This is a genomic window from Streptomyces sp. NPDC055966, assembly GCF_042269865.1.
In the GTDB taxonomy this organism is placed as follows: domain Bacteria; phylum Actinomycetota; class Actinomycetes; order Streptomycetales; family Streptomycetaceae; genus Streptomyces.
This window is the reverse complement of record NZ_JBHJYK010000017.1, coordinates 101974-126582: the sequence shown is the minus strand read 5'-3', so window position 1 is coordinate 126582 and position 24609 is coordinate 101974. Positions and strand designations below refer to the sequence as shown.

Annotated in this window: 13 protein-coding genes; 4 read left to right on the top strand and 9 right to left on the bottom strand. The window is 73.0% G+C overall.

Annotated features, from left to right (window positions below; translation table 11 throughout):
* Positions 1-34: 34 nt before the first annotated feature.
* Positions 35-2458, bottom strand: a complete 2424-nt coding sequence (locus tag ACFC8N_RS31755; RefSeq protein ID WP_376291786.1) for a non-ribosomal peptide synthetase — start codon at positions 2456-2458, stop codon at positions 35-37.
* Between the two features lie 435 nt (positions 2459-2893).
* On the opposite strand from ACFC8N_RS31755, the gene rsgA reads away from it, so the two are divergent.
* A complete protein-coding gene (gene rsgA / locus ACFC8N_RS31750; protein WP_376291783.1) occupies positions 2894-3988 on the top strand; it encodes a ribosome small subunit-dependent GTPase A in 1095 nt (364 codons plus the stop codon).
* Positions 3989-4204: 216 nt separating this feature from the next.
* Positions 4205-7855 carry an amino acid adenylation domain-containing protein gene (locus ACFC8N_RS31745; RefSeq protein WP_376291781.1) on the top strand — a complete coding sequence of 1217 codons (3651 nt, stop codon included), beginning with the start codon at positions 4205-4207 and terminating at the stop codon, positions 7853-7855.
* A 65-nt stretch (positions 7856-7920) separates the two neighbouring features.
* Here ACFC8N_RS31745 and gntD read toward each other — a convergent pair whose 3' ends face one another.
* Positions 7921-9003 (bottom strand): guanitoxin biosynthesis L-enduracididine beta-hydroxylase GntD, encoded by a 1083-nt coding sequence (gntD, locus tag ACFC8N_RS31740; protein WP_362817835.1) that lies wholly within the window; start codon positions 9001-9003, stop codon positions 7921-7923.
* Between the two features lie 530 nt (positions 9004-9533).
* Between gntD and ACFC8N_RS31735 the strand changes: the two genes are divergently transcribed.
* Together ACFC8N_RS31735 and ACFC8N_RS31730 are read left to right on the top strand one after the other, a co-directional pair.
* Positions 9534-13931: an amino acid adenylation domain-containing protein gene (locus ACFC8N_RS31735; RefSeq protein ID WP_376291778.1), complete on the top strand. Its 4398-nt coding sequence runs from the start codon at positions 9534-9536 to the stop codon at positions 13929-13931.
* On the top strand, positions 13928-15217 hold the full coding sequence (locus ACFC8N_RS31730) for a cation:proton antiporter (RefSeq protein WP_356040630.1): 1290 nt from the start codon (positions 13928-13930) through the stop codon (positions 15215-15217). The genes ACFC8N_RS31735 and ACFC8N_RS31730 overlap by 4 nt, the downstream gene beginning before the upstream one ends.
* A gap of 66 nt (positions 15218-15283) precedes the next feature.
* On the opposite strand, the gene ACFC8N_RS31725 is transcribed toward ACFC8N_RS31730, so the two are convergent.
* The 7 genes from ACFC8N_RS31725 to ACFC8N_RS31695 form a co-directional block, all read right to left on the bottom strand.
* Complete coding sequence (locus tag ACFC8N_RS31725) at positions 15284-17050, bottom strand: tryptophan 7-halogenase (RefSeq protein WP_362817830.1); 1767 nt, start codon at positions 17048-17050, stop codon at positions 15284-15286.
* Entirely contained in the window at positions 17047-18837 is a 1791-nt protein-coding gene (locus tag ACFC8N_RS31720) for an amino acid adenylation domain-containing protein (protein WP_376291775.1), read from the bottom strand. Before ACFC8N_RS31720 ends, ACFC8N_RS31725 begins: the two co-directional genes overlap by 4 nt.
* 132 nt (positions 18838-18969) lie before the next feature.
* On the bottom strand, positions 18970-19710 hold the full coding sequence (locus tag ACFC8N_RS31715) for a thioesterase II family protein (RefSeq protein WP_376291773.1): 741 nt from the start codon (positions 19708-19710) through the stop codon (positions 18970-18972).
* A 419-nt stretch (positions 19711-20129) separates the two neighbouring features.
* Entirely contained in the window at positions 20130-21578 is a 1449-nt protein-coding gene (gene argG / locus ACFC8N_RS31710; RefSeq protein ID WP_376291771.1) for an argininosuccinate synthase, read from the bottom strand.
* Positions 21579-21736: 158 nt separating this feature from the next.
* Entirely contained in the window at positions 21737-22210 is a 474-nt protein-coding gene (locus tag ACFC8N_RS31705; RefSeq protein ID WP_376291769.1) for an HIT family protein, read from the bottom strand.
* The gene (locus ACFC8N_RS31700) at positions 22207-22704 is read right to left on the bottom strand and encodes an aminoacyl-tRNA deacylase (protein ID WP_376291766.1); all 498 of its coding nucleotides are present in this window, start codon (positions 22702-22704) and stop codon (positions 22207-22209) included. The genes ACFC8N_RS31705 and ACFC8N_RS31700 overlap by 4 nt, the downstream gene beginning before the upstream one ends.
* Before the next feature lie 214 nt (positions 22705-22918).
* Positions 22919-24577 carry a penicillin-binding transpeptidase domain-containing protein gene (locus ACFC8N_RS31695; protein ID WP_362817824.1) on the bottom strand — a complete coding sequence of 553 codons (1659 nt, stop codon included), beginning with the start codon at positions 24575-24577 and terminating at the stop codon, positions 22919-22921.
* Positions 24578-24609 lie beyond the last annotated feature (32 nt).

The following is a 24609-nucleotide window of genomic DNA, read 5'->3' as shown; positions in this document are numbered from 1 at the left end:
GTCGGGCCGGGTGCCCGGTGCACCCGGCCCGGGGTCACGACCGGGCGGACGCGCGGCAGACCCCGGCCACCGTGGGCTCGGCGAAGAAGTCGTCCAGCTCCACCCGCAGTCCGGCCCGGTTCTCCAGCTCGACCAGGAGCAGCGCGGCGGCCAGGCTGTGGCCGCCCAGGTCGAAGAAGTCGTCCTCGGGAGCCACCGAGCCCACCCCCAGCACCTCGGCGAAGAGCTGAGCGACCTGGCCGGCGAGGCCGTCGGCGGACTCCTCGGTCCCCGGAAGGGAGGAATCATGGCGCTGTTCCGGTACGGCGGCCCGCAGCAGCTCCGCCGCGCGCTCGGCGAGGGCGGCCCGGTCCACCTTGCCGTTGCGGGTGAGCGGCAGGGCCTCCAGCCGGACGAGCCGGCCCGGCACCATGTGGTCGGGCAGCACCCGGCGCGCGCCGACGCGTACGGCGTCCGGGTCGGCGTCGCCGCACAGGAACCCGACCAGGGCGGGCGAGCCGTCGGCCCCGCCGGCGGCGACGGCGACGGCGGACGCGACGCCCGGCAGCGAGCAGAGCCCGGCCTCGACGTCGCCGAGTTCCACCCGGTGGCCGCGGATCTTGACCTGGCTGTCGGCCCGGCCCAGGAACTCCACACCGGCGGGCGTCCACCAGCCACGGTCCCCGGTGCGATAGCGCCTGCCGCCCGGCTGTCCCGGCGCCTCGGTGAACAGGCGCGCGGTCAGGGCGGGGTCGTTGACGTAGCCGTCGGCCAGCGCGGTCCCGGACAGGTGGATCTCGCCCGGGAAGCCCGGCGGCAGCGCACGGCCGCGTTGGTCGAGGACTTCGAGGACGGTCGTGTCGAGGGGCCTGCCCACGGGGAAGCCGTGCCGGGGGCGTTCGGTGCAGTCGTAGGCGGTGGAGCCGACCGAGTTCTCCGTCGGCCCGTACTCGTTGACCAGCCGTACGCCGGGCGACAGGCGGAAGTGACGGGCGATCAGTTCGGCCGGGCAGGCCTCACCGGCCACGGTGACCAGGCGCAGACATCCGGGTGCGGCGAGCGCGTCGAGCAGGACCCGGTACAGGGAGGGCACCAGGGTGATGTGTGTGGCGCGGTGCCGCTGCGCCAGGGCCGCGACGCGCTGCGGCACCAGCCGGTCGGCCTCCGGCAGGAGCAGCAGCGTGCCGCCCGCGCCGAGGACGGAGAACAGGTCGGAGACGGAGCTGTCGAAGGAGAGCGAGGGCACCTGCACGAGCCGGGTGCCGCCGTCCAGTTCGTGGTAGCGCCGTTTCCAGGCCAGGTATCCCGCGACGGCGGAGTGCCGGATCGCGACGCCCTTGGGTGTTCCGGTGGAGCCGGAGGTGTAGATGACGTAGGCGAGATCCTGCGGGCCGGGCGGCGCGGGCAGGTCGTCGGGGTCCGCCGCGGGCTCGGGCGGCGCGGTGAGCGCGTCCGCCGCCAGGACGGGAACCGGGTGGCCGGCGCGCGGTCCGGTACCGTCGGTGACCAGGGCGGCGCAGCCGACGTCGGCGAGGACGAAACGCAGTCGCTCGGGCGGCAGGGCGGGATCCAGGGGTACGTAGGCGGCCGCGGCGCGCAGGATACCGAGGATCACGGCCACGGCCTCGGCGCTCTTGGCCACGGCGGTGGCCACCCGGTCGCCGGGCTTCACCCCGGCCGCGCCGAGGCCGCGGGCGACGGCGTCTGCGCGGGCGCCCAACTCGGCGTAGGTGAGCCGTCGTTCGCCGTCCACGACGGCGATCGCGTCCGGGGTCGCGCGGACCCGGTCGAGGACGGGCTCCAGCAGGGTGCCCGGCGGCAGCCGCGGGGCGTAGCCGGCGCGTTCCCAGCGGGCCACCTCTGCGTGGTCCTCGGGCGCGGCCAGGTCGATGTCCGCGCAGGTGGTGTCCGGTTCGGTGCAGGCGCCGAGCACGGTGACCAGGCAGCGCAGCACGACGGCGGCCCACCAGGGGTCCAGCCGTCCGGTGTCGCAGGAGGCGTGCAGGGTGCGGGTGCCGTCGGCTCCGTGACGCAGGCCGACCACGAGGGCGGTGTCGCGGGGCGACGGGCCGGGCAGGCGGTCGGAGCGGACCAGGAGGGCGAAGGGCAGCGCGGGGTCGGTGTCGGCCACGCCCGGCGCCTGCCGCAGCGCTCGGTCGACGTCGAGGATCAGCTCCCGCAGGGTCGCGTCCGTCGCGGTCCCGACCGGGCAGAGAAGGGCGCCACGGGGTCCGGCGACGGCGAGCACCGGTTCGGCCACGTCCTCGGCCGCGCGCAGGACCAGCGCCGCTGCGGCGGTCAGGACGACGAGTTCCTCCAACGGGCGTTCTCCGGCCACGCGTTGCAGGCCCTGCCGTGCTGCCGGGGTCAGTTCCTCGGAGAGTTCGGCGCGTCCCCGCGCCCCGGACTCGGCCAGTCTGGCCCGCAGCGGGGTCGGCGTCGCGGCCGTGGTGTTCCGGCGTACGTTTTCAGAGCTCATGACGGGTCCTCAAGGGGGTCGGAGCAAGGAATGTCCTGCCGGAAATCCAGGATTCACTTCCCTTCGAGAAGCGTTCCAAAACACTGGATTCCGCCACCGTGAAATCACGTTCAGCAAAGCCGTACGGAGCACTTCTGGATTCCATGGACGCGTGTCGTCCAGGTCATTTAATTCACTGCCCGAGAGTCTGACAGCAGGCTGCCTATTTTCCCGCATTACCACTCTGACCTGTGGCGATGATGCCACATGGGCGAAAGTCCCATTAGTGTCACCGATTGCAGGATAGCAGCGGAGGAGATCGCTATACAGCCCCCCGCTTCCCTACGGCACAGCAGCCTCAAAATCTCACCGTAAAACACTTGGCCGACGCCTCGCCACTATGGCACTCTCGACGGGGAAGGTCACGATCGTGAATGACGAAAGGACCGCACATCCATGACGCCCGAACCGGAGGAACTGACTCCACTCGGTTGGGACGAGGGCTTCGCCGAGAGCTGGACGACCGCCCTCGAAGACCTCGACCCCAGGTGGCGCGACCTGGCCCGCCCCGCCCGTGTGGTCCGGGTGGACCGCGGGGTGTGTACGGTCCTCGACGGCGCCGGGGAGCAGCGCGCCCGCGTCTCCCTGCCGCCCGCGCTCCGCCAGAGCGCCGAGGGCCAGCCGGCCGTCGGCGACTGGGCGGCCGTCGTCCCGCCCGAGACGGGGGACGAACTCGCCGGGCTGGTGGGCCTGTTGCCGCGCCGCTCCGCGTTCACCCGGCGGGCCGCCGGGCGGGAGACCGTGGAGCAGGTGGTCGCCTCGAACATCGACGTCGTCTTCATCGTCGTCCCCCTGACGGGCCGGCAGCGGCTGCGCACCATCGAGCGCTATCTCGCGGTGGCCTGGCAGAGCGGCGCCCAGCCGGTCATCGTCCTGACCAAGGCCGACCTGTGCCCGGACGTCGCCGAGGCCGTGCAGGAGGTCGAGTCCGTGGCCTTCGGGGTGCCGGTCGTCCCGCTGAGCGTCCGCCGCGAAGAGGGCGTCGAGGCGCTGTACGACCATCTGCAGCCGGGGCGTACGGTCTCCCTGGTCGGCGCCTCCGGCGTCGGCAAGTCCACACTGGTCAACCATCTGTACGGGCAGGACCGGCAGGCCACCCGGGAGATCCGCAGCGACGGCAAGGGCCGGCACACCACGACGCATCGGGAGCTGGTTCCGATGCCGGACGGCGCCCTGCTCATCGACACTCCCGGGATGCGCGCGCTGGGCGCCTGGGACATCGAGGAGGGCCTCCAGCAGGCCTTCGGCGATGTGGAACAGCTCGCCGGCGAGTGCCGTTTCGGCGACTGCCGGCATCAGGGCGAGCCGGGGTGCGCGGTCAACGCGGCCGTTGACGCGGGCGATCTCTCCGGGGATCGCGTCGCCAACTGGGAGAAGCTCCAACGCGAGCAGCAGCGACTGGAGTTGCAGCAGGACAGCCGGGCCCGCGCCGATGAGCACAAGCGCGTCCGTGCCCGTCAGCGCGCGCTGAACCGCCGTCCACACCGCTGAGGTCACCCCACCGCACCGGGTGCGCCCTACGGCCGGGGCGGGCGCGGTCCGGGCCCCCGGCACCGGGCCGGCCGCTCCGTCGCCGCGCCGTCGGACCGGCGCTCACCGGTCCGCTCCGGGACCCGGCGGCGTATCCCTGAAGCGTCCCTCCCCCACCAGCTCGGCATACCCCGTCCGGCGCCTCGGCCGAGGCGCCCCGTGGCAGAGGAGATCGTGGTGAGCGTTGCGGAAGGCCGAGCGCGGGTGGCCGTCGCGCTGGACGACGAGACCGGTGCGGCGCTGCGCGCGCTGTGCGCGGCGGCGGGTGCCGGGACGCCGACGGCAGCAGCGGCGCTGCTCCGGATCCTGCTGCACCGGCTGACCCGGAGCACGGTCACCCCCATCCGGGTCGAACTGCCCGGCGCGGGCGCGGTATTGAGCCCGCCGTTCGACCCGGACACCGGCTTTCGGGCCTGTCTGCGCGCGGAGCAGCGTGCCATGGAGGCGGCAGGTGTCGGCGCGTCGAGCCTCCGGAGCCACGCCGGTGTCACGCTGGTGGCGCCGGGGCACACCGTCGTCGCCGCCGAGAGCCCGGACCCGGCCGCCGTTCCGCTGACCGTGCGGAGCGACGCCTGCGACGCGAGCGGTGCCCGACGCACGGCGGCCCAACTCGCCCTCCTGGCGCGGGAGGCCTGCGCCGCGCCGGACACCCCGGTGGGCCGCCTGCCGGTCCTGCCGCCCCGCCAGCACGCCGGTCTGCTCACGCTCGGCACCGGACCACAACAGGCGCTGCCGCACCACCGCACGGTGCTCGACCTGTTCGCCGAGCAGGTGCGCCTGCGCCCCGACGCCGGCGCCGCTGTCTGCGGCGACCGTGCCTACACGTACGCCGAACTCGACGGCATGGCCGACCGGTTGGCCGCGCGGCTGGCCGCGACGGCGCCGACCGGGCCCGAACGGATCGTCGCCCTGGTGTGCGCCCGCACGGAGTGGATGCTGGTCTCCCTCCTGGCCGTCCTCAAGACCGGCTCGGCGTTCCTGCCGCTGGACCCGGAGCAGCCGGCCCGCAGGCTGCGTGCGCTGCTGGCCGACAGCGCGGCGGTGGCCGTCCTGACCGACGCCGCCCGGGCCGAGCTGCTGTCCGGCACGGACCGGCCGGTCGTGCCCCTCGGCCGGGACGTCCCCGCCGACCCGGCCCCGGTGCGGCTGCGGCCGGCGGGCCCGGGGGATCTGGCGTACGTCGTGTACACCTCGGGCTCCACCGGCTCCCCGAAGGGGGTCATGGTCGAGCACCTGGGCATCCTCAACACGGTTCTCCACCGCATCGGTCACTACGCTCTCGGCCCGGACTCCCGGCTCCTCCAGGTCGACCCGGTGCACGCCGACGCGGGCATCTCCGACGTGCTCTCCGCCCTCGGAGCCGGGGCGCAGCTGGTGGTGCTGGAGCGGGAGCAGCTGATCGATCCCGACGAGGTCGCGGCCGTGATCCGGCGGGAGGACGTGACCCATGTGCAGACCGTCCCCAGCCTCTACCAGCTGATCCTGGACTACGCCGGGGACCGGCTGCCCTCACTGCGCCAGGTCGTCCTCGGCGGCGAGCGGCTCACCGCGGCCCTCGCCGCCCGCCATCACCAACTCCTGCCGCACGCCGAGCTGTTCAACGAGTACGGCCCGTCCGAGGACAGCGTCGCCACCACGCTCGTCAAGATCGAACCGGGTGTCGAGGAGCCACCGGTGGGCCGGCTGTTCCCGAACAAGACGGTGGACCTCCTCGACGAGCACGGCGTGCTGGTGCCGTTCGGCGCTCCCGCGGAGATCTGTGTCGGCGGCGTCGGACTCGCCCGCGGCTACCTCGGCGACCGACGGCGCACCGAGGAACGCTTCACGGCGAACCCGGTGCGCGGCGGGGCACGCATGTACCGCACGGGCGATCTGGGGCGATGGTTGCCCGACGGCAGCCTGGTGTGCCTGGGCCGGATCGACGACCAGGTGCAGATCCGGGGCCACCGGGTGGAGCCCGGCGAGGTCACCGAGGTGCTGGCCAGGGCTCCCGGGGTGCGGAACGCGGCGGTGGTGGCGGTACCGGGCGGCGCGGACGGCGCGCTGCGGCTCGTCGCCTATGTCGTCGGCGCGTGCGAGCCCGCCCGGCTGCGGGCCCATCTCACCGAGCGGCTGCCCGCACACCTGGTGCCCGACGCCTATGTCCCGCTTCCGGCGCTCCCGGTGACCTCCATCGGCAAGCTGGACCGCGCCGCGCTGCCGGCCCCGCCCGCCCCGGCAGCACAGGCCGAGGAGGCGGCCGGGGGCGCACTGACCGGAGCCGAACTCCGGGTCGCCGAGGTGTGGTCGGCGGTGCTCGGCCGCAGCGTGCGGCAGCCGGACGCCGACCTGTTCGCGCTGGGCGGCCACAGCCTGATCGCGGCCCGCATCGCCAAGGAACTCGGTGTGGCGGTCAGCACGGTCTTCGCCCGACCGACGGTACGGCAGCTCGCCGCCGCGCTCCCCGAAGGCGCCCCGGTTCCGCCGGCGGCGCCCGCTCCGCCCCAGGGGCCCCAGGGGGACGAGCAGGCCTTCCCGCTGTCCCGGGCCCAGCGCAGGGTCTGGCTGACCTCACGGCGCACCCACGCGGACCGCTTCATCATCGCGGACCTCGTCCGCACCGGCCGCACCCTCTCCCCCGGCACGCTGCGCACCGCGCTGGAGGCCGTCGTCGCCCGCCAGGAGTTGCTGCGGGCTCGGGTGCAGGCCTCGGGGGCGTCGGCCGAACTGACAGTGGCCGACCGGCTGCCCGACGGCGTACCCCTGCGTGTGACCCGGCTGCCGGGGGCCGATCCCGACGGTCCGGAGGTCCGGCAGGCGCTGCGAGCCGCCCGGGCCGTGACCTTCGACCTGGACCGGGCACCGCTGTTCGAGGTGTGCCTGATCACCGGCCCGGCCGGCGGCGACCTGCTGACGGTCAGCGCGCATCATCTGGTCTATGACGGTGCCAGTGTCACGGTCCTGCTGGACGATCTGTTCGCGGCGTACGACGCGGTCGAGCGGGACGGCCGTGCCGAACTGCCCGCGCTGGACTACCAGTACCGCGACTGGGCCGCCGAGGAGCGGGCCTGGCTCGCCTCTCAGGAGGCGGCGCAGCAGGAGGCGTTCTGGCGGAAGCGACTGGAAGGGGTGCGGCCGGCCCCCGAGTTGGTCGACCCCGCGCGCCGGGAGCGACGCCGGGGCTCAGCGGGGCTGGTCCGTCGCACGCTGGCGGCCCACTCGCTGCACGGCGCCCCGGGAACGCCGTACGCCGTGGTGGTGACCGCGTTCACCGCGCTGCTGCATCGCACGACCGAGGCGACGGATCTGCTGCTGGGCTTCCCCGCGAGTCTGCGGCACACCGCGGCGGCCGACGCGTTGGTCGGCTACTTCGCCAACGCGGTGCCGCTGCGCCTGGAGTTCGCCGCCGAGGACGAGCTGGGCGCGCTGCTGGCGCATGTGGGAGAGCGCGTCGTGGAGGCGTACGAGCACGCGCGGCTGCCCTTCGACGTCCTCGTGGAGCGCCTCGGCATTCCGGCGCAGCCGGGCCGGAGCGTCCTGCTCGATCTGGGCGTGAGCTGGGAGAACGCGACCGTCGGCGGTGCTGCCCGGCAGGTCGAGGACGTGCTGGCGGACACGCTGCCCGCCGACAGCGACCTGTGGCTGTACGCGAGCGTCCGCGGCGAGGTGCTGCACCTGGATCTCACCTACGACCGGAACCTGGTGACGCCGGACGAGGCGGCCGGCTTCGCCGACGATCTCGTGCGTCTGGTGTCCGCCGTGGTGGACGAACCGCACACACCGGTGGGCGCGAGCCCCCGCGGCCGGGAGGAGGCGGAGGTATGGGACACCACGCGTTACGACTTCTGACTCCGCAGCGCTCTCCGCGGGCCGCGGGGCGGCACGCCGGTGCGGGCCGCCACCGCGCCGGTGGCTCAGACCAGGGCCCGGCCGTGCGGTGCGTAGCGCCGTCCGCTGGCCCGGCGCAGGTCGGCCAGGACGTTGATGCGGCGCAGCCAGCGGTCGGTGCCGTCGTAGCGGGCGGCGAAGGGCCTGCGGCCGTGCACGGCACGCTTGTTGTCGACGATGAGCAGCTCGCCGGGGCCCACCACGACGTCGCGGAGGCCGGCGTCGATGGCGGCGATGGCCGCGTCCAGGGCCTCCAGCGCCTCGCCGTCGAGGGTGCGCGGCATGAAGGCCGGGTCGATCCGGATGTAGGGGGCCTCGCGGTCGCCGTAGAGGACCGCCGTGCGGCGGGGCTCGCTCTGCTGGTCCGCTATGTCGCGGAAGGCCTCGGCGACCCAGCTCTCCTCGTCCACTCCGGTGGTCCGGCTGTTGAACGCGGCGGTGTGCGACTCGTCGGGCCGGATGACGAACCGTTCCTCGAAGAGCAACCGGCGTACCCCGTCGTCCAGTTGGATGTCCTGGACCGTGGCGAAGGTGGTCGGCACCCGGTCGTGGTTGCGGATCCCCGCCAGCATGATCCAGTCGGCGCGCAGCGGGTGGAATGCGTCCTCGTTGTGCCACTCCAGCGGGGTGGTGGAGCTGGAGCCGAGCTGTTCCGCCTCGTGTCCCTTGATCGGGAACAGGTCGAGGACCAGGCGGCCGCGCTGCTGGGTCAGGAAGGAGACCGGATCGCCGAGGAATGTGCCGAACAGGAGCAGCAGGGCCGTGGCCCGCTCCGCCTCGGCACTGACCGGCTCGTGGACGTAGTCGGCGGGGGTCGGCCCGGCCAGCGCCTCGGACACGGGCAGGTTGGCGACGACGAGGCCGCCGTAGGGGCGTCCGGTGATCCGGAAACGCACGAGGTGGGACCGGATCCGCACGGGCATCTCGTGGGCGAGCAGGGTCAGTTGGTCGAGTCGCTGGTCGAGCGGCTGCTCGTGGTTGTCGTCCAGGGCCGCCTCCGCCAGGTCGCGCAGGGCGGTGCGCTCCGCATCGGTCAGTTCCAGGCAGGGCATGCCGTCGTCGGCCCGCTTCGGGAGTTCCGCGACGGGAAGGGCTCCGCTGAGGTTCATGAGGTGTGCTTTCCTTTTCTGTATTCAGGCAGTGTTCGGGACAGACGAACCCTCACGAGAGTTTTGGAACACACGGAGATCCGGGCCGGAGCAAACCTCTTCCGGCTTAAAATCCAGGAAAATTCGACCCGGTCGAGAATTGCCCGAACGGCGCTTCGGAAACGCGGTCGGGCGCCCCCGTGCCCCCATTTCATCCACCGGCCGCCGTCCCCACGTCGCCGGAATAGACTGGGCGGAAGCCTAGTCACACCACGGTGAATACCCCAGCGGCTCGTCATGTGAGCCGCATCACTCCCACTGTCTCCTCGCTCTCCGCAGCCGTCAAGGATATTCGGACCGGCGAGGGTCTCGACGCATTACGTCACCCCAGCGGGGCACCGGCCCGCTTTTCCTGACACGCGCCTTCTCCAGCCCTTTTCGAGCCCGAGGAGCCACCATTGCCGAAAGGCCCCGACCCTACCTCCGGACCGACCTGTTCCGCGCCCGAGGCCACTCTTTTCGGCCATGGTGCGGAAAGGGACCCCGCCGCCGTGCGCGTCCACTGGCTCGCCGCACTGAAGGGCATCCGCCGGGAGCCCCTGCTCCAGCCGGGCGGGGCGAGTGCGCCGGTGCCGGAGGCCGCGTGCGTGCCGGCCGAACGGACCGCGGCCCTGCGGCACATGGCGGGCGACGACCCGGTCGGCCTGCACCTGCTGCTCCTCGCCGCGACCCGGCTGTGCCTGGGCGCGTTCGGCGCCGCCGAGGACCTGGCCGTCCTGTGTCCCTCCCCCGACGGCTCCGGCGCCGAACTCGCCCTGCGCACCCGGCTCGCACCGGACACGCCGATGACCGAGTTCCTCGCCTCGGCCCATGCCGACCTGGTCGCCGCGACGCCGTTCGCCTGGCGCCACCGTGACCCGCTCGCGTCCCGGCTCGAAGCCGCCGGTGCCGCAGAGTCCGGAGCCCTCGCCCAACTGGCCGTGCGCTGGGGGCCGCAGAGCGGGTCCCCCGCGGGGGTCGAGGTGCGCGGGCATCTGACGGAGGACGGCACCCTGCGGGTGGAGGCCGCCGTCGCCCACGAGCGGGTTCCGGCGGCCGTGGCCGCCCTGCCCCGGTGTGTCGCGGCCGCGCTGGCCGACCTCGCCCGCGATCCGCGGCGCCCCGCCCGCCAGCTGGACGTCCTCGGCCCGGCCCAGCGCGCGGAGTTGGAGCACCGGAGCGGACTGCCGCTGCCCGCCGCCTACCCCGCCCGCACCCTCGTCGACCTGGTCGACTCGGCCGCCGCGCACCACCGCGACAAGGCCGCCGTGGCCGAGGACGCCACCCGGCTGACGTACGAGGACCTCGTCACCCGCTCGGCGTTGCTCGCCGCCACGCTGCGCGCCGAGCACGGGATCGGCCGCGGTGACCGGGTCGCCGTGGTGCTGCCGCGCGGCGCCGCGCTCGTCGTGGCCGTGCTGGCCGTGCTGCGCGCGGGCGCCGCCTGGGTACCCGTCGACCCCGCCCATCCCGCACAGCGCGTCAGCCATCTGCTCCGGCTGAGCCGGGCCAAGCTCCTCATCGGTGACCACCGCCCCGCCGGCCCCGCCCTGCCCACACTGCCCGCGGCCCGGGTCCTCGACCCGCAGCCCCCGGCGAGCGACCCGCCGTCCGCGCCGCGCGTCGGGCCCGCGGACGAGGCCATGGTGCTCTTCACCTCGGGCTCCACCGGCCTGCCCCGTCCGGTGAGCCTCCGGCACGACCAGCTGTGCCACAAGGCGGTCAGCTCGGCGCGGCAGCTGGGCATCGACGCCGGCGTGCGGTGCGCCCTGCTCTCGGCGCTCACCTCGGACGCCACGGCGTACCAGATCTTCGTGACACTCGGCGCCGGCGGCACGCTGATCGCCCTCGGGGCACCCGACGAGCTGGACCCCGTCACGTTCTGGGAGCGGATCCGCGCCGAGCGGGTCACCCTCGTCAACTGCGTGCCGGGCCTGCTCTCGGCCATGCTCGACGCGCTCCCGCCGTCGGCCGGCCTGCCCCTCGGCCATCTGATCCTCGGCGGCGACGCCGTACCGCGCGGCCTGATGGCCCGCACCCGGGGCCGGTTGCGCATCGGCAGACTGGTCAACCTCTACGGCCCGTGCGAGGCGACCGTGGAGTGCGTGTCGTACGTCTGTGCCGGCGACCGGGCCGCCGAGCTGATGGCGGTGCCCATCGGCACTCCCTCGCCGGGCTTCGGCGTGCTGCTCGTGACGCCCTGGGGCACGCTCGCACCCGTCGGCGTCCCCGGCGAGATCTACGTCGCCGGGCCGGGCGTGGCGGCCGGCTACCTCGACGCGCCCGAGGCCACGGCCCGCCGGTTCGTGGCCTGCCCGGTCGGCGGCATCGGCCACAGCTTCCGCACCGGCGACCTCGCCCGCTGGAACGCCGACGGCACACTGGACTTCCTCGGCCGGATCGACGGCCAGGTCCAGCTGCACGGCCACCGGGTGGAGCCGGGCGAGGTGGAACAGGCGCTGGTGCGGCTCGCCGGTGTCCGGGAGGCGGTCGTCCTGCCCCGCTCCGGCGGCCGGGACGCCGTGACCCTGGCCGCCTGGTACACGGCCGACACCCTCCTCGAACCCGGCGTCGTACGGGCCCGGTTGGCCGAGCACCTGCCCGCGCACATGGTCCCCGCCCAGCTCACCCGGCTGCCCGAGCTGCCCCGCACGCCGCACGGCAAGACCGACCGCACCGCGCTCGCCGCCATGCCCGCGCCCCGCCCGCAGACCGCGTGGATGCCTGAGGACGACGCGGCACGGACCGTGGCCCGCGCCTGGGAGAGCGTGTTCGGGCACCCGCCCCGAGCCGCCGACGAGGACTTCTTCGCGGCCGGCGGCCACAGCCTCACCGCCGCCCAGCTCGTCAGCGCCCTGTGCGCGGCGGAGCCGGAGTGCGGTGTGGCCGTACGGCAGATCTTCACCGCGCGCACCCCGGCGGCCCTGGCCGAGGCGGTACGGCAGGGCCCGCGCCGCACCCCCGCGTCCCCGCCCGGCGCACCCGCGCCGACCCTCCCCGACGAAGCCGCCGAGACCGAGGCAAGCAACGCGCAGCGGCGCATGTGGCTCCTGGAGGCCCTGGACGAGGGCGAGTTGCGTGCCTACAACATGGTCGAGGCGTACGAACTCGACCGGCCGCTGTCGCCGCAGGCACTGCGCGCCGGGGTACGCGCCCTCGCGGTGCGGCACGAGTCGCTGCGCACCACCTTCGAGATGCCGCGCGACGGCGCGGGGGCGGTACTGCGGCAGGTCGTGCACGACATCACGGACCTGGACCTCGAACCGGTGCTGGAGCGGGTCGCTCCCGACCGGTTCGAGGCCGCCCTCGCCCGGGCACGGGACGAGGAGACGCGGTGGCGCTTCGACCTGGCCCGCGGTCCGCTCCTGCGGCTGCGCCAACTGAGCGCCGAGGGGCGGCCGTCCGTTCTGCTGTTCAACATCCACCACTGCGTCAACGACGGCTGGTCGTACTCCGTCCTGCTGCGCGACCTGCTCACCGCGGCCGCCGCGTTCGAGGCGGGCCGGCCGTACGAGCCGCCCGCGCTCGCGGGCCACCGCGCGCACACCCGGGCGCTGGCCGGCCGGCTGGCAGGACAGAGCGGCGCGGCCCACGCGGCGTACTGGCGGCAGGCACTCGCCGGACTGCCGGTGCTCGCGCCGCTGCCCGCGGACCACGCGCCGGGTGCGGTGCGCGGCAGCGCGGGCGGGCAGGCCCGGGTGGCCCTGGGCGAGGAGCGGACGCGGGAGCTGCGCGCCCTGGCCGTGCGGGCCGGCACCACGCCGTTCATGGTGTGCGTGGCGGCGGCGCGCGTGCTGCTGCACCGGCTGACGGGCGTCGCGGACCTGCCGCTCGGTACGGTGGTCGCGGGCCGTTCCCAGCCCCGACTGGCCGAGGAGGCGGGGCTGTTCGCGAACACGGTCGTGCTGCGCACCGTGCTGGATCCGGCGGGCACCTTCACCGACCTGCTCGACCGGGTCCGGCGGACGGCACTCGATATGCAGGAACACGAGGAGTACCCGTTCGACCGGATCGTGGAGGATCTCGCGGTGCGGCGGGAGCCGGGCCGCAATCCGCTGTTCGACGTGCTCGTCGAGACGGTGATGTCACCGACCGTCGAAGCCGGCACGGGCGACGGCCGGCGCACCGCCCGGCACCTGGACGACCCGCCCGAGGTCAGCGACTTCGACCTCTGTCTCGGCTTCCTGATCGCCGAGCCCGGGTCCGGCCGCCCCACGGAGATCCGCGTCGGCTATCGCAGCGACCGGTACACCGCGCGGGGTGCGGCCCGGATCGGCGAGCGGCTGCGCGAGGTGCTCGACGCCGTGCTGCGCGAACCCGACACGCCGCTGCCCGCACTGCCGCTCGCGTCCGACGGCGCCGGAGCGGCCCGCACGACCACCGAACTGCCCCTGTCCGAGGGCGCCGTGCACGCGCTGGCCCGGATCAGTGGCGGCCGGGCGGCGGAGGAGCTGGTGGTGCTGACCTCCGCGGTGGCCCGGGTGGCGGCGAACACGGGCGGCGCCGGGGAGGTCCAGGTACAGCGGTCGGGGGCGCGGGTGCCCTGCCCGGTGGACGCCGGGGCCGCGACGACCCCGGCCGGCCTGGTGGTCGCCGTGGACCGGGCGGTCAGGACGGGAGCCCCGGCCCGCGTACTGCCCGGGGTGCTCGTGGCGTCGGAGGCGGTCGCACCGCCCGCCGTCGGCGTGCCGCTGAGCGTGACCCTGCTCGCCCCGGCCGCGGCCGGCCGGCGCGTACTGCGGCTCGACGCGGGCCCGGAGGCCGCCGGACAGCGCACGGCCGAGGCCCTGCGGCACGAGCTCGACGCGGTGCTCAGCTCGTTCGCCCGGCCCCGGGAGCCGTTCCCGCACCGACAACCGCCGTGCGAGGTGTCCGCCGCGCACGGCGCCGACCCCAGGAGGAATGCGTGAGTCCGGACGCGTCCATCACCCATCTCGTCGGAGCGTCGGCGGTCATCCTGCTGGCCGCCAACCTCGGCGGCTGGGTGTCCAGGAAACTCGGACAGCCCAGCATCGTCGGCCAGTTGATAGCCGGCATCGCCCTCGGCCCGAGCCTGCTGAACCAGCTGCCCGCCGTCGTCGGCGACACCCTGTTCCCGAAGGCCATCGCACCGATGCTGACCGGGCTGAGCCAGGTGTCCCTGGTCCTCTTCCTCTTCGTCGTCGGCTACGAACTCAACCTCGACCTGCTGCGCGGCAGGTCCCGTACGGCGCTCGGCATCGCGGCGGCCGGCTTCGCCGTGCCGATGCTGCTCGGCGCGGGCGCCGCCCTGCTCTTCCACGGCACGCTGGAACAGCTCGGCGCGCCCCGCGGCATGCCGGTGAGTTCCGTGCTCTTCCTGGCCGTCGCGGTGTCGATCACGGCCGTTCCCGTGCTGATCGTCGTGGTGCGCGAGAACGGGCTGGCCGGCACCGTGCCCGGGGTCCTCGCGGTCTCGGCAGCCGGGCTCATCGACGTCGTGGGATGGGCGGTCCTGCTCGGCACCATCATGGAGCGCGGCGACGGCTCCGGCATGTCGCTGCCGGCACGGCTCGTCCTGCTCCTCGTCTTCGTCGCCGTGATGGTGTGGCCGGTCCGCCTGCTGCTGCGGCGCGTGCTGCGCTCCCCGCACGTCTCCGCGCAGGCCCGGCTGGCGCTGCTGATCGGGTTCGCCTTCGCCGCCGCCTGGGGCACCAGTGTGCTCGGCCTGCATGTGATCTTCGGCGCGCTGCTCGCCGGTGTGGTCACCCCGCGCGAGCCGGACGGCACGCTGGACCCGGAGCTGGTGCACTCCCTGGACGGCGTCGGTTCGCTGCTGCTGCCGTTCTTCTTCGTGGTGTCGGGGCAGAGCGTCTCCGTCGGCGCGCTGGGCGGCACCGCGGTGGCCGTCCTGGTGGGCGTGACGGTGCTCGCGGTCGTCGCCAAGGTGGGCTCCGGCGCGCTCGCGGCACGCGCCTGCCGGCTGGACCGGCGGACCTCGCTGACCATCGGGGTGCTGCTCAGCACGCGCGGGCTGACCGAGCTGATCGCCCTCAACGCCGGTTTCCAGGCGGGTCTGTTGAGCGGGCGGCTCTACACCGTGTTCGTGCTGATGGCCATCGCCACCACGCTTCTCACACAGCCCCTGCTGGTGCTCTGCCGCCGGATGCGGACGCCGGACGACGACGCGCTCGCCGCGGCGGATCCGGTGTCCGCGGGGACCGCGCGCGGTCACTGACCCGCTCGGCACGGACGGCGGGTTCGCCCCCATGAGGGCGAACCCGCCGCGTGCGGACGTGGCCGGCTACGACTCGGCGGGCGTGGCGGCCCGGTACAGCCGGCGCATCTCCGCCTCCAGTTGCGCGAGCTGTTCCGGGCGCGGCCTGCTCCGCGGGGTGAACAGGCCGTCCTTCTCCCAGCGTTCCGGTTCCAGGCTGACCGCCGACACGTTCAGCCAGCCGCGGGCGCGGACGGACGCGACGTGTTCGGGCAGGGCGTCCTCCAGCGCCAGGTAGAAGACGACGTGGGCCAGTTCCTCGATGCGGTCGATGCCGTCGCGGACGCTGGTGAGCACCTGGCCGAACGGCGGGACCTCGGCGTCGGTGGCGGGCAGGTTCTGCTCGAAGAGGCGGGCGAGGGTCGGCAGGTCGTCGTAGTAGTCGATGTAGTCGAACTCGAAGACGCCCCGGTAGCGGCGCGCCCAGGCCTTGAACAGGTTGAGCATCGCGCCCTGGGTCGCGACCACGTGTCCGCCCAGCGCGCTGAGCGTCGTGCTGGCGGACTCGTCCAGGAACGTCCTGCCGTAGAACTGCGGGTCGGAGAACGCCCAGCCCACGTAGTAGTCCCAGACCGTCTTCAGGGAGGTGACCACGGGGTTGTTGAGGAAGGGGTAGGCGCCCTGGATGTTCTGGGTGAGCCCCTCCGACAGGGACAGGAACCAGCGGTTGGCGTAGCGCACGTAGTCCGGTTCGAGGGTGCCCGCGCGGTCCCTGCCGATCATCTCGGTCACGAAGCTGTTGGCGTAGCCGATGAGGTTCGAGCCGACCGAGTAGTAGGGGTCGGCGAAGACGGCGGCGTCGCCGACGCACGCCCAGCGTTCGTGGGAGAACAACTGGTGCGTGGAGTGGCTGTAGTTCTTCAGGACGCGGAAGTCGAGCACCGGCAGTTTGCGGATGGCCGGGTCGAAGCCGGGGACACGCTCGACCACGAAGTCGACGGCCTTCTCGATGCGGTTGAACTTCGTCACCGGATGGAGTGCGTCGGAGACGACGATGCCGACGCTGGTGTGGTGGGGGGCCAGCGGGATGGCCCAGACCCAGCCGCCCTCGATCATGAAGTGGTTGGTGGACTGCCAGCGCGGCCCCTGCACCCGCTCGTGCCAGGCCGTGTGCTCGGCCGCCACCAACTCGTCGGTGTCGAGACGGCCTTCGAGCCGGAACCACACCGAGTTGTGCGGCTGGGCGAACCGTTTGGTCAGTCCGAGCTTGCGCTGGAGCAGACGGTGGCGCCCGGTCGCGTCGACGACCCAGCGGCAGGTGACGGTGGTCGTGCCCTCGCCTTCGCCGTCGGGCTGGTACGTCACCCGGTGCGGGGCGTCCCCCTCGCCGAGGTCGATGTCCAGGACCCGTACGCCCTGTACGAGCCGGGCGCCGGTGCCGGCCACGACCAGGCGGAGGTGTTCCTCCAGGGAACCGCGGTTGAGCTGGTAGCTCTTGGCGGGCAGGTACCGGTTGACGCCGTACTCGGACTCCCGGTGGAAGTCGGGGCGGTCGCCGAAGAAGTAGCGCAGGCCGAGCTTTTCGAGCTGGTGCTCCTCCAGGTAGTCCCGCAGTCCGACGACCGCGGCGAGGTAGTACGCGCCCACCTCGATCGTCGACTCGCCCACTTTGAACGCGGACAGCGGGATGGGAGAGCGATCACGCTCGCACACGAGCACGCTGAGCTCGGGGTGGGCGTCCTTGAGCTGTTTGGCGAGGCAGAGCCCGGCGAGGCCGCCGCCCGCGATGACCACGTCGTGGTCGACGTCGGGGAAATCAGGGAAAGCGGAAGGAGTACCGGCCTGTTCGCTCACGCTGCGTCCACCTCGCTGCTTCGTCGGTTCTCGATCATGAGGGCCAGGCTGCGGACGGTCCGGCCCGTATAGGGATCCGCGTTGTCGAGCTGGACGCCGAGTCGTTCCTCCACGTCGGCGACGAGGTCCATCACGCTGAGGGAGTCGCCGCCGAGGTCGAAGAAGTCGTCGTCGAGGCCGACGCCCAGGGGCGCGAAGATCTTCCGCCAGATCGTGAGGAGTTCGGCTTCGACGGGGGTCGCCGGCTCGGGCGGCGCACCGGTGCGGTCGGAGGCGTCGGCGTACAGCGCGGCCAGGGCGGCCTCGTCGACCTTGCCGTTGCCGGTGACGGGCACGGCGTCGACGGGGATGATCGCCGAGGGGACCATGTAGTCCGGCAGGTTCTCCCGCGCCGCGGCGCGCAGCCGGTCCACGTCCTGTGCGGTGGGGCCGACGACGAAGGCGATGAGCCGGGGTGTCGCCGCGTCGGTGTCGCGGCGCAGGAGGTGGACGTGGTCGACGGTGTCGTCCGCGGTCAGCACCTCGGCCACCTGGCTCAGTTCCACGCGTCGGCCGCGGATCTTCACCTGCTGGTCGCGGCGCTCGACGAACTGGAGGTCGCCGTCCTCGCAGAGCCGGACGATGTCTCCGGTGCGGTAGACGCGTTGGCCGCGGAAGCGGGGCGAGGAGGGGACGAAGAACTTCTCGGCGGTCAGTTCGGGATCCGACAGGTAGCCGCGGGCCAGTCCGGCTCCGGCGAGGAAGAGCTCACCCGTGCCGCCCGGGCCCAGGGGCTCGCCGTCCTCGCCCACCACGAAGGCCTCGGTGCGGTCGATCGGCTTTCCGATGAGCACCTGCCGGTCCGTCGGCGCGAGGGGATGAACCGTGGAGCACACGGAATTCTCGGACGGCCCGTATTCATTGAGGAGTTTCACGTCCGGGAGCCGCGAAAAGTGTTCCCGGACCAGACTGGAGGTAAACCATTCTCCGGCGATCGTGATGCTCCGCAGCGCCTTGGTCTGCTGCGGGCTCATGCCCCGGAGCAGCCGGTGGTACAGGGCGGGCGTGATGAGGAAATGGGAGACTTCGCGCTGTTCCATCAATCCGACGAGATAACGCCGGTCGGTAATGCGGTCCCGTAGGGGCAGGAGCAGTCGCGTACCCGAGGTCAGGGCACAGAAGGTGTCGGCCACGGCGCTGTCGAACGAGGGGCGCGGCATGGCCAGTGTCGTGTCGTCCGGGCCGAATCCGTAATAGGAGTTGCGCCAGATCAGGGTGTGGATGATCGAGTGGTGCTCGACGGCGATCGCCTTGGGTTTGCCGGTCGTGCCGGAGGTGTGGATCACGTAGGCCAGGTCCGTGGCGGCCGCCGCCGGGGCGGGGTCGGTGTCCGGCGTGGCGAGGGTCGCGGTCATGACGTCCGTGACGAACAGCTCACCGCGGAAGTGGGCCGCGCCCGCCACCGACGAGGACTCGACCAGTACCGCCCGGGGTGCGACGCTCTCGATGATCCGCTGGGTCAGGCCCGGCGGATTGTCCGGATCCAGCGCCAGGTAGGCACCGCCGGCCTTGAGGACGGCGAGCATGGCGACGATCACGCTCGGCGGATGGCGCACCAGGATCGCCACGGGATCGTCCGGCCGGACGCCGGCGGTGTCGCGCAGATAATGCGCCATTTTGTTGGCCCGGCGATTGAGATCGCCGTAGGCGATGCATTCCCCGTCGTACTCCAGGGCAATGTTTTCGGGCGTCTTCCGGACGCGCTTCTCGAAAAACTGGTGAAGGGTTCGCGGTGTGTCGGATATCATCGAAGCACGCCCCCTTGCGCGTATTCCATGCATTCTCGACTACGGCACTTTATCGGTGGCCATTCGGACGATCAAGAGCGCGTCTCCGCATTCCGCGGCCACGGCAGCGGATGTCCCGGTGCATGGCCGATTTCAGCCTGACTGGGATTCGAAGGCGCGCACGAGCGAGCCGACCGTGGCGGTCGCCGAGTTCTGTGGAAAGAAATGCCCGCCGGGTATCGCGGCGAGCCGGAACGGTCCGGCGCACAGGTCGCGCCAGGTGGCCGCCACTTCGGCCGTCACATCGGAATCCTCGTCCCCGTACAGCACGGTGACCGGCGTGGTCAGGGCCGGCCGGTTCGCCGACGGGCGGAAGGCGGCGTGCGCGGTGAGATCGGCGCGCAGCAACGGAAAGAATCTCTCGCGGAATCCGGGGCGCGAGAGCCCCGCCGTGTTCGCTCCGAGGCGCTTCCACAGGAGTTCGATGTCGTGGTCGTTCCGGACGGCCCGGGGGGTCGCCGGTCCCGGCGCTCCGGCGGCGAGCAGGACGAGATGCGCCGGCGGGCGCCCCGCCGAGGTCAGCCGATGCGTCAACTCGTAGGCCAGACAGGCGCCGAAGCTGTGTCCGAGCAGGATCAGTGGTGGGCCGGGCAGTGTCCGGACGTCCGGCAGGGCGTCCTCGACGAGTTCGGCGACCGAGCCCAGGGGCGTCTCCCTGCCCCGCTCCTCGCGCCCGGGGGCCACGTAGGCGTACAGATCCAGCCAGTCGGGCAGCCGGCGCCGCCAGGAGACGAACGTCGTCGCGCCGCCGCCGGCGTGCGGGAAGCAGACCAGCGCGGCCCGCGGGGATCCGGGCGTCTCGGCGGCGGGCGGGGCGAAGCGGTGCAGAGACACGTCGGCGCTACCGGGGTCGAGATGCGTCGGGCATGGTGGATTGTGCTGGCACAGTGCTCCCTTGACCGGTCGAAGAGGCTGGCGTGATCGGCTGAGGCGCGTCCGGTTTCCGCATCGGGCCGGATGCGGTGGCTCACGGGAGGTCGGGAGGTACGGCGTCCGGTCTGTTCCCCGGAAAACCTGCGCGGTGCAGTGCAGTTGGTCGTGCCGCCGGTGTGTGGGCGTGCGTCTGAAGGTGGACCCCCGCTTCGCGACTTCCATGTGTACCACAGGTGACAGATCATGGACCTGACTATTTTGCGCCACGGGTGACAGCCGTCGGAGACAGCCGTCCGGACACGACAGCGGGCCCCGCCGGTGGTGAACCGACGGGGCCCGCTGCACCGGAACTCCGGGAGGCGTACGGCCGTTGAGCGTGGTCAGTCCGTGCCGGACTCCATCGCGGCGCGGTCGAGCAGCACGTCCTCCTCCGGGGCCTCGCCGCGCGAGGCGATCGCCTCGGCGCCGCCGTGGGCCATCGCGCCGATCAGACCGGTCGACGCCGCCTGCGCCGCGCCGATCAGCGCCGGATGCTCGGTGCCGACCATGCCGAGGCCCGCGTACTGCTCCAGGCGCGCGCGGGAGTCGGCGATGTCGAGGTTGCGCATGGTGAGCTGGCCGATCCGGTCCGAGGGACCGAACGCGGAGTCCTCGGTGCGCTCCATGGACAGCTTGTCCGGGTGGTAGCTGAACGCCGGGCCCGTGGTGTCCAGGATCGAGTAGTCCTCACCGCGCCGCAGCCGCAGCGTCACCTCGCCGGTGACCGCCGCGCCGACCCAGCGCTGGAGCGCCTCACGGATCATCAGCGCCTGCGGGTCCAGCCAGCGGCCCTCGTACATGAGGCGGCCCAGCTTGCGGCCCTCGGCGTGGTACTGGGCGAGGGTGTCCTCGTTGTGGATCGCGTTGACGAGGCGCTCGTAGGCGGCGTGCAGCAGCGCCATGCCGGGGGCCTCGTAGATGCCGCGGCTCTTGGCCTCGATGATCCGGTTCTCGATCTGGTCCGACATGCCGAGGCCGTGCCGGCCGCCGATGGCGTTGGCCTCCATGACGAGCTCGACCGGCGAGGCGAACTCCTTGCCGTTGATCGTCACGGGCCGGCCCTGGTCGAAGCCGATCGTCACGTCCTCGACGGGGATCTCGATCGTGGGGTCCCAGAACCGCACACCCATGATCGGGTCGACGGTCTCGACGCCGGTGTCCAGGTGCTCCAGGGTCTTCGCCTCGTGCGTGGCGCCCCAGATGTTGGCGTCGGTCGAGTACGCCTTCTCCGTGCTGTCGCGGTACGGCAGCCCGTGCGCGAGCAGCCACTCCGACATCTCCTTGCGGCCGCCCAGCTCGGTCACGAAGTCCGCGTCCAGCCAGGGCTTGTAGATCCGCAGGTGCGGGTTGGCGAGCAGGCCGTAGCGGTAGAACCGCTCGATGTCGTTGCCCTTGAAGGTGGAGCCGTCGCCCCAGATCTGGACGTCGTCCTCCAGCATCGCGCGCACCAGCAGGGTGCCGGTGACGGCGCGGCCGAGGGGCGTGGTGTTGAAGTACGCGCGCCCGCCGGAGCGGATGTGGAACGCGCCGCACGCGAGCGCGGCCAGCCCCTCCTCGACCAGGGCCGCGCGGCAGTCGACCAGGCGCGCGATCTCGGCACCGTAGGTCGTCGCACGGCCCGGCACCGAGGCGATGTCGGGCTCGTCGTACTGGCCGATGTCGGCGGTGTAGGTGCACGGGACGGCACCCTTGTCGCGCATCCACGCGACGGCGACCGACGTGTCGAGGCCGCCGGAGAAGGCGATGCCGACGCGCTCGCCGACCGGAAGGGAGGTGAGGACCTTGGACATAGGAAGAGTATGCACTATTACGCATGGCCATGCATAGTCGGCAGCGCGGACGAGTGTCGCGAACCTCTCGGGCATGTCACGTCCGGCGATCGGGGCGGGCGTCGGAAAGCCGTACGCGAAGGCCTGCCCGAACCACGCCGAACACGCCCCCGGCTCCCTCAGCCCTCCGCCGCGAGCGCCGCACGCAAAGCGGCGGCACGCTCACGACGCACCTCCCGGGACGCCGCACGCAGCCCGGGCTCAGGCACCCGGTACCCGTCGTCCTCGAAGCGCGGGACGACGGAGATGTGCAGGTGGTGCAGCACCTGGCCGGGCGCGTGGTTGTTCTGCACGAGCGTGCTGCCCACGGCGCCGTACGCCCCACGCACCGCACGCGTCACCCGCGCGACGACCCCGAAGACCTCGGACAGCAGTTCGGGCGATGCCTCGTGCAGGCCGGTCACATGGGCGACGGGCAGCACGAGTGTGTGGCCCGGGTTGTTGCGGCGCTCCATGAGGGCGGGGACGACGAAGACGTTCGGTGTGCGGTGGGCGATCAGATCCGTGTCGGTCTCGCCGCGCCCGATCGGGCAGAAGGGACAGCCACCGCCCGTCCCCCTCCTCACGCTCGCCGCAGGCCGGGCGTCGGTCATACGGGCTCGGTCGCAGGGATGTCGGCGATCTGCGCCGTAGCGGCCGCCGGCACCGCGGCCATGAGCCGGGCCACGTCGATCTCGACGCTGCTGTCCGGCCGGCCGCTGCCGCAGTGCACCCGGCCCAGGCCGCCGACCGTCTCGTCGAACACCACCAGCGCGCCGCGGTCCCCGGAGACCGGGCACACCCCGCCGGGCCGCATGCCGGCCCTGGCCAGCCGGTCGGCCCCGGCCGGCGCGAGGTCGGTGCGGCGGATCCCGGCGGCGCGGGCCAGGGCGCCGTACCGCAGCCGGGCGTGGCCCGGCAGGGCCGCCAGCACCAGCCGGTCGTCGGGCGTGACGAACGCCAGGGTCTTCACGGTCCGGTCCAGCGGGACGCCGAGCGCCGCGCAGACCTCCACGGCGTCGGCCACGTCCGGGTGCTCATGCAGCCGGAACGGCACCCCGAGCGCAGTGAGTACGTCGAGCGGGCCGGACGATGCGGGTTCGTTCATCGCACGGAGACTACCGCCTCTGCCGACGGCTGCTCTGCGCGCGCTCCCATCTGCCCCGGCCGGCCGGGGCCGGGGCTGTCCTCCCGGCCCAAGATCGCGCACAGCGCCTGCTGTCAGGAGGCGCGGTCCGGACGGCGTGGGCCGTTCGCCCCCCCTGACCTGCTCCGCCCTCGCCGCCGTGACCGGGTGAGCGCGCCCGGCCGACGGCCGCCGGTCAGCCGCCGGTCAGCAACTGTCGTACGACGAATCCGGCCGAGTCCACCCCCGAACTGCCTCCTTCGACGAGCGCCGCGACCGAGATGCGGGAGTCGTAGGCGGTCAGCCAGCCGTTGGTGTGGTCGCCCTCCTCCGCGGTGCCGGTCTTGGCGCCGACACCCGTGAGTCCGCCCAGACGCGGAGCCGCCGTACCGGTCGTGGCGACGCTGCGCATCATCGACCGGAGGTAGCCCGCCGTGCCGGCCGAGATGGGCCGGGGTGCGCTCTCCTGGTGCTGTCCGGGGAGGATGACCGGCTGCTCGAAGCCGGCGTTGCGGACGGTCGCCGCCACGGACGCCATGAACAGCGGGGTGGCCGTGACCCTGCCCTGGCCGATGAACTGGGCCGCCTGGTCGCCGCCCTGCGCGTCCGGCGGGATGCTCGGGTCGGTGGTGGCGACCCCGCCGCCGATCGACCAGCTGCCCATGCCGAAGACGTCCACGGCCTCGTCGTGCAGCGCGGAGGCGTCGCCGTCGTGCACCAGATAGTGGAAGCCGTCCTTGATGAAAGAGGTGTTGCACGACACCGTGAACGCCTGGGCGAGCGTGGCACCGGGAACGGCCGGGACGCCGGGGTCGTTGTGGAACAGCTGGCTGTTGGCCATCAGCGAGTCCGTGCACGGGGCCGGGCTGCTCGGCGTGAGGCCCGCCCGGTCGAAGAGGGCCGCCGCGGTGATGATCTTCATGGTGGAGCCGGGCGACTTGATGCCGTTGATGGCGATGTCACCGTCGTCGCCGCTGTGCGCGACGGCGAGGATGTGGCCGGTGCGCCAGTCGAGCGCCACGGTGCCGGCGGGCTTGCCCTGGAGGTGGGCGTCCTGCACCGCGCTCTCGGCCACCGCCTGGAGCCCTGCGTCGACGGTCGTCCTGATCACCGGAGTCCGCCCCTTCGTGAAGACCTGGACCGTCTCCACGGCTCCGCCATCGCCGTCGACCACGGCCACCCCCGTCCCGGCGCTGCCACCGGTGGGCTCGGCGTTCCTGCCGATGGTCGCCGCGATGTCCCGCAGGGACGGGAAGGCGGACAGATCCGTCGTGCCGTCGCTCGCGACCACCTTCGCCGCGTCCGGGTCGGCCGGCAGCCTGCCCGCGATCAGCGACTGGCCGTCGCCCATGCCCGGGTACAGCACCGAGTTGTTCCAGTGCACCGCCGGCACACCGCTCGCGCTCTTCAGCACCGCGACGGCGCTGGAGTAGTTCCAGGTGCCGCCGGCCACCTGGGCGGCGACGTCGAAGGTGACCTTCGTGGCACCCGCCGTCACCGCCGACGGCCCCACGGCCACGACGTGGTCGAACGACACCTTCTTCAGATGCAGGCCGTCGGCGTAGTCGCGCAGGGCTCGTGAGGCGGCGTCCGGAACGTCGGTGTCGCTCGCCGCGCCGTCGACGTGCTGCTTGGACCAGCTGTCCAGGAACGCCCGCGTCAGCCTCACCGCCTCGGCGCCCGACGGCGGCTTGCCCGACAGCTCCGACGCGGCGAACGTGTCCCCCGCCGTAGGCCGGGCATCGCCCGCGGAGCCGGATGTCAGGCCGTTGAGCAGGTTGTAGGTGCCGAGTCCCCCGAGAGCGAGCAGCGCGGTGCACGTACCGGCGAGGCCGAACTTCACAGCTCTGTTCATGTACCGGATCGTATGTACCTTCCACGGAGTTC

Coding starts and splice junctions, on each gene's coding strand:
- ACFC8N_RS31755 (WP_376291786.1), bottom strand. CDS start 2,458: ATGAGCTCTGAAAACGTACGCCGGAACACCACGGCCGCGACGCCGACC.
- rsgA (WP_376291783.1), top strand. CDS start 2,894: ATGACGCCCGAACCGGAGGAACTGACTCCACTCGGTTGGGACGAGGGC.
- gntD (WP_362817835.1), bottom strand. CDS start 9,003: ATGAACCTCAGCGGAGCCCTTCCCGTCGCGGAACTCCCGAAGCGGGCC.
- ACFC8N_RS31720 (WP_376291775.1), bottom strand. CDS start 18,837: ATGATATCCGACACACCGCGAACCCTTCACCAGTTTTTCGAGAAGCGC.
- argG (WP_376291771.1), bottom strand. CDS start 21,578: ATGTCCAAGGTCCTCACCTCCCTTCCGGTCGGCGAGCGCGTCGGCATC.
- ACFC8N_RS31705 (WP_376291769.1), bottom strand. CDS start 22,210: ATGACCGACGCCCGGCCTGCGGCGAGCGTGAGGAGGGGGACGGGCGGT.
- ACFC8N_RS31700 (WP_376291766.1), bottom strand. CDS start 22,704: ATGAACGAACCCGCATCGTCCGGCCCGCTCGACGTACTCACTGCGCTC.
- ACFC8N_RS31695 (WP_362817824.1), bottom strand. CDS start 24,577: ATGAACAGAGCTGTGAAGTTCGGCCTCGCCGGTACGTGCACCGCGCTG.